Annotated in this window: 12 protein-coding genes and 1 tRNA gene; all 13 read left to right on the top strand. The window is 62.5% G+C overall.

Annotation, left to right across the window (positions count from 1 at the left end; genetic code table 11):
• Positions 1–97 precede the first annotated feature (97 nt).
• Positions 98–1042 carry an ACP S-malonyltransferase gene (fabD, locus tag AC13FW_RS11210; RefSeq protein ID WP_482989094.1) on the top strand — a complete coding sequence of 315 codons (945 nt, stop codon included), beginning with the start codon at positions 98–100 and terminating at the stop codon, positions 1040–1042.
• Positions 1043–1127: 85 nt separating this feature from the next.
• Positions 1128–1871, top strand: coding sequence for a 3-oxoacyl-ACP reductase FabG (fabG, locus tag AC13FW_RS11205; RefSeq protein WP_296253912.1), 744 nt, complete (start codon positions 1128–1130; stop codon positions 1869–1871).
• 151 nt (positions 1872–2022) lie between these two features.
• A complete protein-coding gene (acpP, locus tag AC13FW_RS11200) occupies positions 2023–2262 on the top strand; it encodes an acyl carrier protein (RefSeq protein WP_054659808.1) in 240 nt (79 codons plus the stop codon).
• A gap of 123 nt (positions 2263–2385) precedes the next feature.
• Positions 2386–3648, top strand: a complete 1263-nt coding sequence (gene fabF / locus AC13FW_RS11195) for a beta-ketoacyl-ACP synthase II (protein WP_482989093.1) — start codon at positions 2386–2388, stop codon at positions 3646–3648.
• 196 nt (positions 3649–3844) lie between these two features.
• Positions 3845–5197 carry an aminodeoxychorismate synthase component I gene (locus tag AC13FW_RS11190; RefSeq protein ID WP_482989092.1) on the top strand — a complete coding sequence of 451 codons (1353 nt, stop codon included), beginning with the start codon at positions 3845–3847 and terminating at the stop codon, positions 5195–5197.
• 72 nt (positions 5198–5269) lie between these two features.
• Positions 5270–6328, top strand: a complete 1059-nt coding sequence (mltG, locus tag AC13FW_RS11185; RefSeq protein WP_482989091.1) for an endolytic transglycosylase MltG — start codon at positions 5270–5272, stop codon at positions 6326–6328.
• Positions 6329–6362: 34 nt separating this feature from the next.
• Positions 6363–7322 (top strand): DNA polymerase III subunit delta', encoded by a 960-nt coding sequence (locus AC13FW_RS11180; RefSeq protein ID WP_482989090.1) that lies wholly within the window; start codon positions 6363–6365, stop codon positions 7320–7322.
• Entirely contained in the window at positions 7319–7672 is a 354-nt protein-coding gene (locus AC13FW_RS11175; RefSeq protein ID WP_282268537.1) for a PilZ domain-containing protein, read from the top strand. Before AC13FW_RS11180 ends, AC13FW_RS11175 begins: the two co-directional genes overlap by 4 nt.
• 63 nt (positions 7673–7735) lie before the next feature.
• Positions 7736–7810: transfer RNA gene (locus tag AC13FW_RS11170), tRNA-Val, on the top strand.
• A 392-nt stretch (positions 7811–8202) separates the two neighbouring features.
• Positions 8203–9987, top strand: a complete 1785-nt coding sequence (locus AC13FW_RS11165) for an ATP-dependent nuclease (protein WP_482989089.1) — start codon at positions 8203–8205, stop codon at positions 9985–9987.
• A gap of 171 nt (positions 9988–10158) precedes the next feature.
• Positions 10159–10617, top strand: coding sequence for a hypothetical protein (locus AC13FW_RS11160; RefSeq protein ID WP_482989088.1), 459 nt, complete (start codon positions 10159–10161; stop codon positions 10615–10617).
• A gap of 425 nt (positions 10618–11042) precedes the next feature.
• A complete protein-coding gene (locus AC13FW_RS11155; protein WP_482989102.1) occupies positions 11043–12056 on the top strand; it encodes an Lnb N-terminal periplasmic domain-containing protein in 1014 nt (337 codons plus the stop codon).
• Positions 12053–14014, top strand: coding sequence for an esterase/lipase family protein (locus tag AC13FW_RS11150; RefSeq protein WP_482989087.1), 1962 nt, complete (start codon positions 12053–12055; stop codon positions 14012–14014). Before AC13FW_RS11155 ends, AC13FW_RS11150 begins: the two co-directional genes overlap by 4 nt.
• Positions 14015–14084 lie beyond the last annotated feature (70 nt).

Below are 14084 nucleotides of genomic sequence, written 5' to 3'. Positions count from 1 at the left end.
CACTACAGGGTCGTGCTGCTGCATACGCGCCAGTACAGACGGGCGGGCGCTTTCGCGCTTATTATTCTGGCCTTCGATTGAAGCAGCAGAAGACCGCGTGACTGACTCCCGACTCGCTTTCGTATTCCCCGGCCAGGGCTCGCAATCCATTGGGATGTTGGCCGAACTGGCTGAATTGCATCCGCAGATCCGTGAAACCTTTGCCGAGGCCTCCGAGGGCGCGGGCGTCGATCTGTGGGCGCTGTCGCAGGGCGGCCCGGAAGAGCAGCTCAATCGCACCGAATTCACCCAGCCGGCGCTACTGGCCGCCAGCATCGCGGTATGGCGCCTGTGGAATGCACAGGGCGGCGCACAGCCGGCGGTTCTGGCTGGTCACAGCCTTGGCGAGTACACCGCATTGGTCGCCGCTGGCGCGCTGACGCTGCACGACGGCGCACATCTGGTGCGCCTGCGTGGCCAGCTGATGCAGGACGCCGCCCCGACCGGTGTTGGCGCGATGGCCGCCGTACTCGGCGCCGAAGATGCGCTGGTGCTGGACGTCTGCGCCGAGGCTGCTGGCAGCCAGGTGGTGGTGCCGGCCAATTTCAATTCGCCCGGCCAGATCGTGATCGGCGGCGACGCTGCCGCAGTCGACCGTGCTTTGGCGCTGTTGGCCGAGAAGGGCGTGCGCAAGGCGGTGAAGCTGGCCGTCAGCGTGCCGTCGCACACGCCGCTGATGCGCGAAGCCGCCAATCGTCTGGAAGCCGTGATGAACGGCCTGGCGTGGCAGCTGCCGGCCTTGCCGGTCGTGCAGAACGTCGACGCGCAGGTGCATGACGGCGTGGACGCCATCCGTCAGGCGCTGGTGCAGCAGCTGTACCAGCCGGTGCAGTGGACCGGTTGCGTGCAGGCGCTCGCCGCACGTGGTGTCAGCCGCGTGGCCGAATGCGGCCCGGGCAAGGTGCTGACCGGTCTGGTCAAGCGCATCGACAAGAACATCGAAGGCCGTTCGCTCGCCACCCCGGCAGACTTTGCCGGTGCGCTGGAAGAGTGGGCCAACTGAGCAAGCGATCGTCGCGCGGGCGTAGCCTGCGCATGGTCATGATGGGCGCTGCGCGTGCGCGGTGCCATGCATACAAGGAACAGATATGAGCAAGCCATTGCAGGGTGAAATCGCGCTGGTAACCGGCGCAAGCCGCGGTATCGGTGCCGCCATTGCCGACGAACTGGCCGCGCTGGGCGCGACCGTCATCGGCACCGCCACCACCGACAACGGCGCCGCCGCCATCGGTACGCGTCTGGCCGCAGTTGGTGGCCACGGCCGCGCACTGAACGTGACCGAGCCGGGCGCGGTGGATGCGCTGATCGACGCGGTGAGCAAGGAATTCGGCGCCATCACCATCCTGGTCAACAACGCCGGCATCACCCGCGACAACTTGCTGATGCGCATGAAGGACGAGGACTGGCAGGCCATCCTCGACACCAACCTGACCAGCGTTTACCGCACCTCCAAGGCGGTGATGCGCGGCATGATGAAGGCGCGCAAGGGCCGCATCATCAACATCGCTTCGGTCATCGGCGTCACCGGCAATGCCGGCCAGGCCAACTATGCCGCCGCCAAGGCTGGCATCATTGCCTTCTCCAAGTCGCTGGCCAAGGAAATCGGCAGCCGCGGCGTGACCGTCAACGTGGTCGCACCGGGCTTCATCGACACGGACATGACCAAAGATCTGCCCGAGGACGCCAAGTCGGCGATGCTCGGCCAGGTCGCGCTGGGCCGCCTCGGCGAGCCCGCAGACATCGCCAAGGCGGTGGCGTTCCTGGCCGGTCCGTCGGCCAGTTACATCACCGGCGAAACCCTTCACGTGAACGGCGGTTTGTACATGCCGTAAGCGTGGTGTGCAGGGAATGCACCCAAGTGGTTGATTGTCGCGGCTTTTTTGTTCAGAAACACCGCCGCTACGGTTTCCACTACACTATCCCACGGCCAGCCCTGGGGGCTGGCGTCTTTTGAACCACTACTCCATCTGGAGCGATATCCTAATGAGCACCATCGAAGAACGCGTCAAGAAGATTGTTGTTGAGCAGCTTGGCGTCAAGGAAGAAGAAGTCACCACCAGCGCATCGTTCGTCGATGACCTGGGCGCAGACTCGCTGGACACCGTCGAGCTGGTGATGGCGCTGGAAGAAGAGTTCGAGTGCGAAATCCCGGACGAGGAAGCTGAGAAGATCGGCACCGTCCAGGCTGCCATCGACTACGTCAAGGCACACGTCAAGGCCTGATCCAGGTCTGACAAGGCGCGGTCGGCAAGCCTGTCTGCCGCGTTGCAAACCCATGGGGCCGCTGATGCGGCCCCGTGCTTTTAAGCTTGAATCTCCCCGCGTGCGGGGCCAGGAGAATCCGCAATGAGTCGTCGCGTAGTTGTTACCGGCATGGGCATGGTGTCGCCGCTGGGCAATGATCTGGCCAGCAGCTGGGAAGGCATCATCAACGGCCGTTCGGGCATCGGCCCGCTGACGAATGTTGCAGATAACTATCTGGAACGTTTCACCACCAAAATTGCAGGTGAGGTCAAGGATTTCGACATCACCGCCGACAACCCCTTGTTCGGCAAGTATCGGGTCAGTGGCAAGGATGCCAAGAAGATGGACCCGTTCATCCATTACGGCCTGGGTGCCGCCTTCATGGCGCTGCACGACTCCGGCCTGGAAATCACCGAGGCCAACGCTGAGCGCATCGGCGCCATCGTCGGTGCCGGTATCGGCGGCCTGCTCGGCATCGAAGAGCAGACCATCGAGTTCCACGAAGGCAAGAAGATCTCGCCGTTCTACGTGCCCAAGACCATCATCAACATGTTGCCGGGCCAGCTGAGCATCATCGCCGGGCTGAAGGGCCCGTCGTTCTCGGCCGTTTCCGCCTGCGCCACGTCCAACCATTCCATCGGTACGGCGATGCGCATGATCCAGTACGGCGATGCCGACGTGATGGTTGCCGGTGGCGCCGAGCGTGGCTCCTCGCCGACCGCACTGGGTGGCTTCTGCGCGATGAAGGCCATGTCCACCCGCAACGACGACCCGACCAAGGCCTCGCGTCCGTGGGACCAGGGCCGTGACGGTTTCGTGCTGGGCGACGGTGCCGGCATCCTGATCCTGGAAGAGTACGAGCACGCCAAGGCGCGCGGCGCCAAGATCTACTGCGAGCTGGCCGGCTTCGGCGCAAGCTCCGACGCGTACCACATGACCGCACCGAGCGAGAACGGCGAAGGTGCCGCCCGCTGCATGGTCGCAGCCATGAAGGACGCCGGCGTCACCCCGGAGCAGGTGGGCTACCTAAACGCACACGGCACCTCCACGCCGCTGGGCGACCTGGGCGAGACCATGGCGATGAAGACCGCATTCGGCGAGCACGCCTACAAGATGCTGGTCAGCTCGACCAAGTCGATGACCGGCCACCTGCTGGGTGCAGCGGGCGGCGTGGAAGCGATCTTCTCGGTGATGGCGCTGAACACCGGCATCATCCCGCCGACGATCAACCTGGAAAACCCGAGCGAAGGCTGCGACCTGGACTACGTGCCGAACGTGGCCCGCAAGGCCGATGTGGACGTGGTGATGTCGAACGGCTTCGGCTTCGGCGGTACCAACGGCACGCTGGTGTTCAAGCGGATTTAAAGGCTCAAAGCCCCTCTCCCCTCGGGAGAGGGGTTGGGGTGAGGGTAAGGCCGAAGCAACAACGGTGACCGGCCGATTGGGCGCCGGCTCTTGGCAGTCAAACATCGCCAGCCACCCGCACCCTCATCCGCCCCTTCGGGGCACCTTCTCCCGGCGGGAGAAGGGCGCGCTCCTCCCTGACTTCTTCGGGCCCACGATGCACATCCTCCCCCTGCACGCCGACACCGACCTGCTGGCGCTGCATCGGCTCGCACCGCATCGCTATCCGGTCCTGCTGGAATCCACCGCCGCCGGTAAGCTCGGCCAGTGGGACATGCTGCTGATCGCCAACGGCAGCCAACTCCTGCTCAACCCCGACGGCAGCCTGCAACGCGAAGACGGCAGCGCAGTCGAAGGCGACTTCCTTTCCGCACTCGATCGCGACTGGCAATCCCTGCGCCAAGCCCGCAACCCGATGGAAGCGGACATCCCGTTCCGTGGCGGCTGGGCCCTGCTGCTCGATTACGAACTCGCACAGCAAGTCGAACCGATCCTGCAGCTGCCACAGCGCACTGACGGCCTGCCAACCGCGATCGCACTGCGCTGCCCGGCAGCGGTACTGCGCGAGCGCGACAGCGGCCGCTGCATCGCCATCGCCGAAGACGACGCAGCCGATCTGCTCAGCCAGCTCCAGCACGATCAGAACGAAGCCGCACAGCTGCCGCCCTTGCCGCAGTGGAACGGCCCCAGCGCCATCAATGAAGACGCAGGTGAGCGCTTCACCGATGGCGTGCACAAGGTCATCGACTACCTGCATGCTGGCGACGTCTTCCAGGTAAACCTGTCGCGTCGCTGGCAGGCCCAGTTCGACGCGCAACTCGCACCCGAAGCGCTGTACGCGCGCCTGCGCACGGCCAATCCCGCACCCTTCGCTGGCCTGTTCACGGCCGCCGGCCGCGCCGTGGTTAGCTCCTCGCCGGAACGGCTGGTCTCGGTCAGCGGCGATGTGGTGCAGACCCGCCCGATCGCCGGCACCCGCCCGCGCTTTGCAGGCGACGACGATGCCGCCCGCATCCAGGAGCTGGTCGGCCATCCCAAGGAGCGCGCCGAGCACGTGATGCTGATCGACCTGGAGCGTAACGACCTGGGCCGCATCGCCGCGCCCGGCAGCGTTGAGGTCGATGAGCTGATGATCGTGGAGAGCTATGCCCACGTGCACCACATCGTCAGCAACGTGCGCGCGCGCCTGCGCCCGGACGTGACCCCGGGCGAAGTGATCGCCGCCACGTTCCCCGGCGGCACCATCACCGGCTGCCCCAAGGTGCGCTGCATGGAGATCATCGCCGAGCTGGAACAGACCGCCCGCGGTGCCTATACCGGCGCCTTCGGCTGGCTGAACCGCGATGGCGACATGGACCTGAACATCCTGATCCGCACCGCGGAAGTGCAGGGCAGCATCGCCAGCTTCCGCACCGGCGCCGGCATCGTGGTGGATTCGGTAGCCGACAAGGAATTGGACGAAACCCGGGCCAAGGCGCGCGGGCTGTTGCGTGCGCTCGATCCACAATGATGAACGCCGTTTTGGCTGGCGTTGCCGCCAGCGCGGTATCCTGCGCATCCACTATTTAAAGACGGGGTGACCATGGCGGGTGCCAAGCGCGGATGTCTGTTGGTGCTGGCGGTGTTGTTGCTGCTGGTCGCCTTGGCAGGCGCAGGTGCGGCCTGGTTGTGGCAGCGGCAGGGCAACTTTGCCGACGCGCCGCTGACCCCGTCCGAGCAGAGCGTCAGCATCGCCTCCGGTGATTCGCTCAACAGCGTGCTGCGCAAGCTGCGCGCGGCCGGCGTCGACGAAGGCGACGACCTGCAATGGCAGCTGCTGGCCCGCCAGCTCGACGCTGCCGGCAAGCTGAAGATCGGCGAATACGCCCTCGACCCGACACTGACGCCGCGCCAGCTGCTGTTGAACATGCGCCAGGGCAAGGTCCTGCAATACCGCGTCACCATCGTCGAAGGCTGGAACATTCGCCAGCTGCGTGCCGCCCTGGCGCGTGCACAGCCGCTGCAGCACGAAACCACCGACCTGTCTGACGCCGAGCTGATGGCCAAGGTTGGTTTTGCCGACCAGCACCCGGAAGGCCGCTTCCTGCCGGAAACCTACATCTACCAGCGCGGCGACAGCGACGTGGACGTGCTCAAGCGCGCCCACGCGGCGATGGAGAAGGAGCTGGCCGCCGCCTGGGCCGAGCGCAGCGACGACCTGCCGCTGAAGTCGCCCTACGAGCTGCTGATCCTGGCCTCCATCATCGAGAAGGAAACCGGCCTGGCCAGTGAGCGCCCGCAGATTGCCGGTGTGTTCGCGCGCCGCCTGAAGATGGGCATGCGCCTGCAGACCGACCCGACCGTGATCTATGGCATCGGCAGCGCCTACGACGGCAATATCCGCAAGGTGCACCTGACCACCGACACGCCGTACAACACCTATACCCGCGCCGGCCTCACGCCGACGCCGATCGCCATGCCGGGCCGCGACGCGCTGCATGCCGCCGCCAAGCCGGCGCCGGGCGATGCGCTGTATTTCGTCGCGGTCGGTGATGGTAGTGGTGCGCATGTGTTCTCCGCCTCCTACACCGATCACAACAGCGCCGTGGCCGAGTATTTGAAGCGGCTGCGTGCGAAGCGCAGCGAGGCGGCGGCGCAATGAGCGGCATGACCCGAATGATCTACAGGATGTCCCGATGAGCGAAGCACTGGCCCCTTGGCAGCAGCGCGTCTATGACCAGACCGTGGCTGCACTGGACGTGGGCCGGCTCGGCCACGGCTTGTTGCTGTGTGGCCCGGCCGGCATGGGCAAGCGCGCGGTGGCGATGCGGCTGGCCGCGCATGTGCTCAACCACGGGGAGAACGCTGCGGCACGCCAGCGCAACGCGCAGTTAATCGCCGCCGGCACCCATCCCGACCTGCAGTTCACCAGCTTCATCCCCAACAAGACCGGCGACAAACTGCGCACCGAGATCGTTATCGATCAGGTCCGTGAGATCTCGCAGAAGCTGGCGCTGACCCCGCATTACGGCGTGGCGCAGGTGGTTATTGTTGATCCGGCCGACGCCATCAACCGTTCCGCCTGCAACGCCTTGCTGAAAACACTGGAAGAGCCGTCGCCCGGTCGCTACCTGTGGCTGCTCAGCGCCGACCCGGCGCGGCTGCCGCAGACCATCCGCAGCCGCTGCCAACGGCTGGAATTCCGCATGCCACCGCGTGATGAAGCGATGGCCTGGCTGCAGTCGCGCGGCTATACCGAGGGCGTGGCGCGTGAAGCACTGGATGCCACCCGCGGTCACCCGGCATTGGCCGATCAGTGGCTGCAGGGCGAGGGCATGGCCCTGCGCCGGCAGGTTGCCAGCGAGCTGGATCAGCTGCTGGCCGGCAAGCTGGGCAGCGTCGAGCTGGCCCAGCGCTGGACCGGCGACGACAACGCCGACCTGCGCCTGCGCCATGCCGCCGACCTGGCGTTGAAGAAAGCGGCCGACGGCTTGACCGATCCGGCCCGATTGAACAAGCTGGCCGCCTGGTTTGATGCCGCCAATCGCACCCGCGACCTGCTGCGCACCACCATCCGTGCCGACCTGGCGGTGGTGGAGCTGCTGCTGGCATGGGGCGCGGCCAACCAAGTGCAATCCAAGGGGACAAATCGATGAGTGCGACGAACGCCCGCCAGGGCATCCTTTCGCTGGCGGTAAAGGACAAGGCAGCGCTGTACGGCGCCTACATGCCGTTCGTGAAGAACGGTGGCGTCTTCGTGCCCACGCCCAAGCGCTACTTCCTCGGCGACGAGGTGTTCCTGCTGCTGACCCTGCCGGACTCCAGCGAGCGCCTGCCGGTAGCCGGCAAAGTGGTCTGGGTCACCCCGCTGGGCGCGCAGGGCAACCGCCAGGCCGGCATCGGCGTGCAGCTCGCCGACGGCGCCGACGGCGAGGCCATCCGCAACAAGATCGAGACCCTGCTGGCCGGCACTTCCAGCTCGGACAAGCCCACGCAGACGATGTGAAATCGTGTGAAGAAAGATGTTGACGTGCTCGCTCAGCTCCCTATAATGAGCGGCTCGCAACACGGGCGGTTAGCTCAGCGGTAGAGCATTGCCTTCACACGGCAAGGGTCACAGGTTCGATCCCTGTACCGCCCACCAAGATAAAGAAGCCTCTGGAAACAGAGGCTTTTTTGTTGGCTGCATTTTTTCGGTTCTAGCCGGTGCAGTGTGCATGTTGGTATGGACCCGCAAGATGCTGTGACGTCGTTGGGTTGCAACCACATCTGTGGCGCGGCACCAACTTCTCGGTTTCCATTGATTGCGCATTTCGGGCGGTATGTCGGACGCAAACTAAAAGGTTGGCAAAACAAGCTGGAGCGCGCTTTTTCGTGGCGCTGGTGTTCGACTGAATCAGTAGGGTTTTGCGATCAGCCTTGTCGCCAATTCCCTCTGGGCTCTTCGTGTGAAATGATCGCGATCGTGACGGAAGTCACTTTATCAGGGGCGCCATTGAAGGCGGTCCTTCGATCATGGATGCACGAAGGGGGAAAGTGGTGAAGATTGCGAGCTTAAAGATCAACGGCTATAAGCGGCTTAAGGATGTCACCCTCCGGTTTGGAGACGCCACATTTCTTATCGGTCCCAACAATGCGGGTAAGAGTTCAGTGCTTCAGGCGCTGCAATGCCTACTAAGTGATAAGAAAAATCTGGATGAGGCGTGCTTCTATAGTGAAACTGACGAGGCCGGTGGAAAGGTCGTCCTTTCTCAAGAAGTGATCTTGGAAGCCGAAATTCGAGATGTCCCGAAGGAAGCTGCGGAATGGCGTGGGTTCCGGGGGAGGATATTCGACTATGATCCGTTGGATGGCGGGGAAACCGGAAAGTCAATATTTTATCGGAAGACGTTCCCGCTGGGTAAGCCTGTTGTTATTGAGATAAAGTCAAGAGCGAGAACGCTTAAGGCTGAGTTTTCAAAAGCAAAAACTAGAAAAGACTTGGTTGATGCTGGTGCAAATGCTGAACAGGTCGAGGAGGTGTTTCCGGCGGAAGGGAAGTTCAGCTCGTCCGATCTAGTGCAGCTCGACGATCTGTGGGACATTTCCGAAGAAGAGATATGGGATCGCAATCCAGGGGGTATCGGTCCGGTTGTGTTGTCTAAACTCCCCAGTCTACTGCTTATTCCAGCAGAAGCATCCGCTAGTGAGATCGATAAGCAAAGCGGCCCCTTGATAAGCACTTTGCTGGAGCTCTTCTCGGATGTGCGGGCCCAATCCGTCAATTATGCAGAAGCTCAACGATGTCTAGACCTACTGGCGAAGGAACTGGATCCTGAGAATAAGACGTCCGAGTTTGGAAAAATGATGGGCGAACTCAATCATGTGTTGGGTGGAGTTTTTGCGGATGCTCAGCTCCACGCAAGCGTGAATTTGTCGTCTCCTGAGACGCTGAAACCAACCTTCGCCATTGAGATGTCAAGCAATATCCGAACCGGGAGCGCTCACCAGGGTACGGGCATGGTTCGTGCAGCCGTTTTTGGTTTACTTCGCTATCGCCAAAGGTGGCTTCGTCAGCGTGATGGTGCCGAGCAGCGTTCTTTGATAATTGCTTTTGAAGAGCCGGAAATCTATTTGCACCCGAGCGCAGCCAATCAAATGAGGGATTTAATCTACGATCTTTCTACTGATCGGACTCAGATCGTTGCGACGACGCATTCGCCGTACTTGATCGATCTTTCACGGAAGCCTCGCCAAATTCTCAATCGCCTTTATTGTTCTAACCAGAGCGCACTCTCGTATGCATTCTCAGTGACGGATGAGTACAGGAAGCTTGAGGCGGATGATAAAGATCACGTAAAGATGCTCCTCAAGTTGGACGATCACGTTTCTAGGATATTTTTCACTCGGCGAGTAGTCGTTGTCGAGGGTGATACTGAGGAAGTTGTTCTCAAAGAGGCAATAAGACGTTTGGATGCGAGCAGGAGGCATACGCTTGTCTCCTCGACTGAAGTAATAAAAGCCCGAGGAAAGGCGTCCATAATCGGTCTCTGCCGATATTTGAACGCACTGAAGGTTGACTACTTCGTCATCCACGATAGGGATGGAGGGGTGGAAGGTGCTGAGAAGTTCAATCCGTTGATCGCAGCGGCGGTGGGCAATCCGGAACGAGTGCTTCAAGTTGAAGACTGCATAGAGGATGTGTTGGGCTATGCGCCACCGAGTGCGGAGAAGCCTTTCAAGGCGTTTAAGCACTGCAGTCAATGGGGGGAGAGTTGGGATGAGGTTCCCGAGAGCGTTCGCGCGATCATTACTCGTGCGTTCGCTCCTTACGCACCGTAGCTCGAAACGCTTATTAGTCTGGGCGAGGGCAGGGCGCAGGCGCGCCCTGCTCCGATGAGCTTCTTGCTTATCTATATTGCTTGGCGGATCTATGCGTGTTGCAAAAAGGTATGAGAGAACACGGGTCAGAGCCAGGTTTTTTGCTAGCGGAGGCTCCGGTGTTTAGGTCTGATGGCACCTCACTTCATTCTGGGATACGAGCTCGTAAAGACTCCCGGCCAGCTGATGACCATTTCAATAAAGAAGATCTTGCTGCCAGAGATCCGTCGGCTTGGGTTCGGCGGTGGCGGCGTAGCGAACTTCGTTCGCGCCAGTGACGCTTACCGCGACTTCCTGTCTATCCAATACTGGACGTATGGCGGCAGCTTCATCCTGGAGTTCAGTCGCGTTCCGGCGAGTTGGGTTGACCCTGACTCGGGAGAGGTGCCGAAGCGGGTGTTCGAGACCGATCCGTTGCTTAGAAGGCGCTTGATCGATACAGAACAGCACAAGGACTTTCGCGGATTTTCGTTCAAGGCCTTCGGCAGCGAGCAAAGCCAGTACGACCAGTTGGCAGCTTCGGTTGTGGCGTTGTTGCCGCAGGTTGAGGCTTGGCTGGAGGGCGGGATTGAAGGGCCGAATATTCACTGAGATCCGGTCGCGCTTGCCTGTTCTGCTCGCGGGCTGTGCTGCTTGAAATTTATTGGCTGCGTCAGGCCATTGTGTAGCCCGGGTAAGCGCAGCGCACCCGGGAGGTTGGGGTCTCTTGGTGTTTCAGGTTGCTCGCGGACGGCCCCGGGTGCGCTGCGCTTACCCGGGCTACGCTGATGCCGGGGTGCGGCGGTTATCTGACTGTCTGCTTGGCCGGCCCGTCTAAATGAACGGCATTGCGCTTCAACCGCCTTTTTAACCGTTTCACTCCGCTTTCCGCGCCCGGCAGGCTATCTTTGCCGCGGGTCGCTGGCGACCCATTCATTTCGCGGTGGTTCCGGCCTGGCGCGGTGCGCTTGCGGGGCTGTTGGGTCTTTCAGGAGAGTGAAGTGGCAAATGTAGGGAAGCGGCGTCTGGGCAGTGTTGTGCGTGGCGTCGGTCGGGTCCTGTTGGCGTTCCTGTGTCTGTGCATCGGTATCTGGGGCGGGTTCGCGCTGTGGTACCAGTTCCCCGGCAATGTGGTGGCCAAGGTCGTGGCGATCCTGGTCTGGTGCGTGCCCAGCATCTGGGCGATCCGCGCGGGCTTCGGGCCGCTGCGGCGCTGGCATTCGCTGGCGGTGTTCGGTGCCTTGTTCGCGGTGATGCTGATCTGGTGGGCGACGATCGACCCGCAGCAGGACCGGGCCTGGGCCGATGACGTGGCGCAGCCGCTGCATGCGCGCATCGAGGGTGACCGCCTGATCATCGACAACGTGCGCAACTTCCATTGGCGTACCGAGACCGACCACGACGTGCGCTGGGAAGCGCGTGAGTACGATCTGTCGCAGGTACAGTCGGTGGACATGATCCTGTCCTATTGGATGGGGCCGGCGATTGCGCACACGCTGGTGTCGTTCGGTTTCGCCGATGGCCGCCAACTGGTGTTCTCGTTGGAGATCCGCAAGGAGCAAGGCGAGTCGTTCTCGGCGTTGGGTGGGTTCTTCCGCAAGTTCGAGGCGGTGCTGGTGGCCTCGGATGAGCGCGACATCGTGCTGACGCGCAGTAACGTGCGTGGCGAGGATGTCTATCTGTACCGCCTGCATGGGCTGAGCCCGGACAAGATGCGCGATCTGCTGCGCTTCTACGTGGACCGCGCGCAGCAGCTGAAACAGGCGCCGCGTTTCTACAACACGCTGACCAGCAACTGCACCACGGTGGTGTTCGAGCTGATGCGCCGCATCCAGCCCAATCTGCCGCTGGATTACCGCCTGCTGGCCTCCGGTTATCTGGCCGAGTACGCCGCCGACGTCGGTGGGCTGACCCCGGGCGTGTCGCTGGCGACTCTGCAACAATCGGGGCGTATAACGCTGCGTGCACGCGAAGCGGGCGATGTGGCTGATTTCTCTTCCCGGATACGCGCAGGCGTACCCGGCATTCCCGCACCAGGAACCAACCCATGACCCACACCCCGCAGACATGGATACGCCGGTTGTTGCCGGTGGTCGCGGTACTGGCGCTGCTGCTGTCCAGCGGCTGCGCCATGGTGAAGATGAAAGCGGTGAGCAACACCGATTATGTGATGCTCAAGCGTGGCGACATCCTCAGCACCGGCAAGCTCAGTGCCTTGTCGCAGGAGTCGCTGTCGGTCATTGGCTTGACCGAAAGTGATTGCAGCAAGGATCTACCCACTTGTCGGCAAACGGTGACCACCAATGACGGCCTGCAGTCCGAGCAGCGCCTGTCTACGCTGGCCGAGCTGTGGATGCAGGAAGCCTTGGCGCTCACCCCCAAGGCCAAGGGCAATGAGCCCATCGAGTTGCCGCCGGCGGCCTTGAATGCCTGGCTGGAAACCGCGCGCTACTCCTATCTGTACCTGTTCTTCAGCGGTCGCAGCCCGGCGCAGCGCGCTTTGGAAGACCGGCTTACCCAGGTGCGGGATTACTACAACTACGCCACCGAGCAGGCCGCGTCGGTGGTGTTCCAGCGCACCCGTGCGCGTGCGTTGGAAGGCGAGGACATCAACCTGCCGGTGCGGGTGGACGAGTGGACCATCAGTGCGAAGTTCGACCAGCTCAAGCTCGAAGGCGTGCCCAGGCAGCTGGTGGCCGCATCCTCGGTGAGCTTTGCGGGGCTACGCAGCTCCTACCGTCGCGATGGCTTTGGTGCCGAGCTGGTGGCGATGATGGAGGCGCCCACGCTGGCGCAGGCGATTGAAGTGGAAGAGCGCAAGCAGGACCTGCCGGTCTACAGCGAGATGCCTGCGGTCAACGTGACCGCCGTGCTGAACTTCAGCGGCAATACGCTGGAAGAAATACTGGCAACCCGGCAGGTGCAGTTGGAGGCCTATTCGCCGGACCTCAGCAGCATCCAGATGCGCGGGCAGGAAGTGCCGTTGGCGGCCAATTTCACCGCCGCCTATGGGCTGTGGCTGGCCCAGTCCGGGTTCGCCACCGAGTCACTGCGCACCTTGTTCGGCCGTGGCGAAGGCATCCGCGAGCCGCATATCTACCTGATGCAGCCCTACGATCCGAACAAGCGCATCATCTTCATGCTGCACGGCCTGGCCAGCAGCCCGGAGGCCTGGGTGAACCTGGCCAACGAGATCATGGGTGACGAGGAGATGCGCGAGCATTACCAGGTGTGGTCGGTGTATTACCCGACCAATGCGCCGATCGCCTTGAACCGTTACACCATCAGCAAGGCCTTCAACAGCACGCTGCATCACTTCGATCCCAAGGGCACGGCGCCGGCATCGCACGACATGGTCTTCATCGGCCACAGCATGGGCGGCGTGATCGCACGCTTGATGCTCAGTGACTCGGGCGATGTGCTGTGGGAGAACACCCGCCAGCGCTACAACCTGCAGGGCGAGCGGCTGGCGCGGGTGGAAGCCAAGCTTGGGCCGGTGCTGCACTTCACCCCGCAGCCGAACGTGGAGCGGGCGATTTTCCTCGCTTCACCGCATAAGGGCACGGATGCGGCTGGCAACCGGCTTGGCCGTTTGATCGGCAGGCTGGTGCGCTTGCCGCTGACGATTCTTGGCGCCTTTGGCGATGCCTTCATGGCGCTGCAGGACCCGGGCGAAACCGATGGCAAGAAGCCCAAGGAACCGGTGATCACCAACAGCATCGAGAACCTCAAGGCCAGCGATCCCTTCATCGAGGCGTCCTCGGCGCTGCCGATCCAACCGGGCCTGAAGTACCACTCCATCATCGCCAAGCGCAAAGCCGAGGTGCCGACCCCGCAGTCCGACGATGGGCTGGTGCCGTACTGGAGCGCGCATCTGGATGGCGCGCTGTCGGAGAAGGTGATCGTGTCCGGCCACAGCGTGCAGGAAACACCGGAAGCGGTGCTGGAAGTGCGCCGCATCCTGCGCCAGGACCTGCTGGAAGTGGAAGGCGTGGACGCTGCGCACTGAGCCTGTGCCGGGCTGCGTGTAGCCCGGGCAAAGGATCAAGCCGGAGATCCTCGCGCAGAGCTGCGACGCA

Source organism: Stenotrophomonas sp. 21LCFQ19 (assembly GCF_056861425.1).
This window is presented reverse-complemented; position numbering and strand designations above follow the sequence as displayed.

Coding starts and splice junctions, on each gene's coding strand:
- acpP (WP_054659808.1), top strand. CDS start 2,023: ATGAGCACCATCGAAGAACGCGTCAAGAAGATTGTTGTTGAGCAGCTT.
- AC13FW_RS11160 (WP_482989088.1), top strand. CDS start 10,159: ATGGCACCTCACTTCATTCTGGGATACGAGCTCGTAAAGACTCCCGGC.
- AC13FW_RS11150 (WP_482989087.1), top strand. CDS start 12,053: ATGACCCACACCCCGCAGACATGGATACGCCGGTTGTTGCCGGTGGTC.
- AC13FW_RS11175 (WP_282268537.1), top strand. CDS start 7,319: ATGAGTGCGACGAACGCCCGCCAGGGCATCCTTTCGCTGGCGGTAAAG.
- AC13FW_RS11190 (WP_482989092.1), top strand. CDS start 3,845: ATGCACATCCTCCCCCTGCACGCCGACACCGACCTGCTGGCGCTGCAT.
- fabG (WP_296253912.1), top strand. CDS start 1,128: ATGAGCAAGCCATTGCAGGGTGAAATCGCGCTGGTAACCGGCGCAAGC.
- AC13FW_RS11180 (WP_482989090.1), top strand. CDS start 6,363: ATGAGCGAAGCACTGGCCCCTTGGCAGCAGCGCGTCTATGACCAGACC.
- fabF (WP_482989093.1), top strand. CDS start 2,386: ATGAGTCGTCGCGTAGTTGTTACCGGCATGGGCATGGTGTCGCCGCTG.
- mltG (WP_482989091.1), top strand. CDS start 5,270: ATGGCGGGTGCCAAGCGCGGATGTCTGTTGGTGCTGGCGGTGTTGTTG.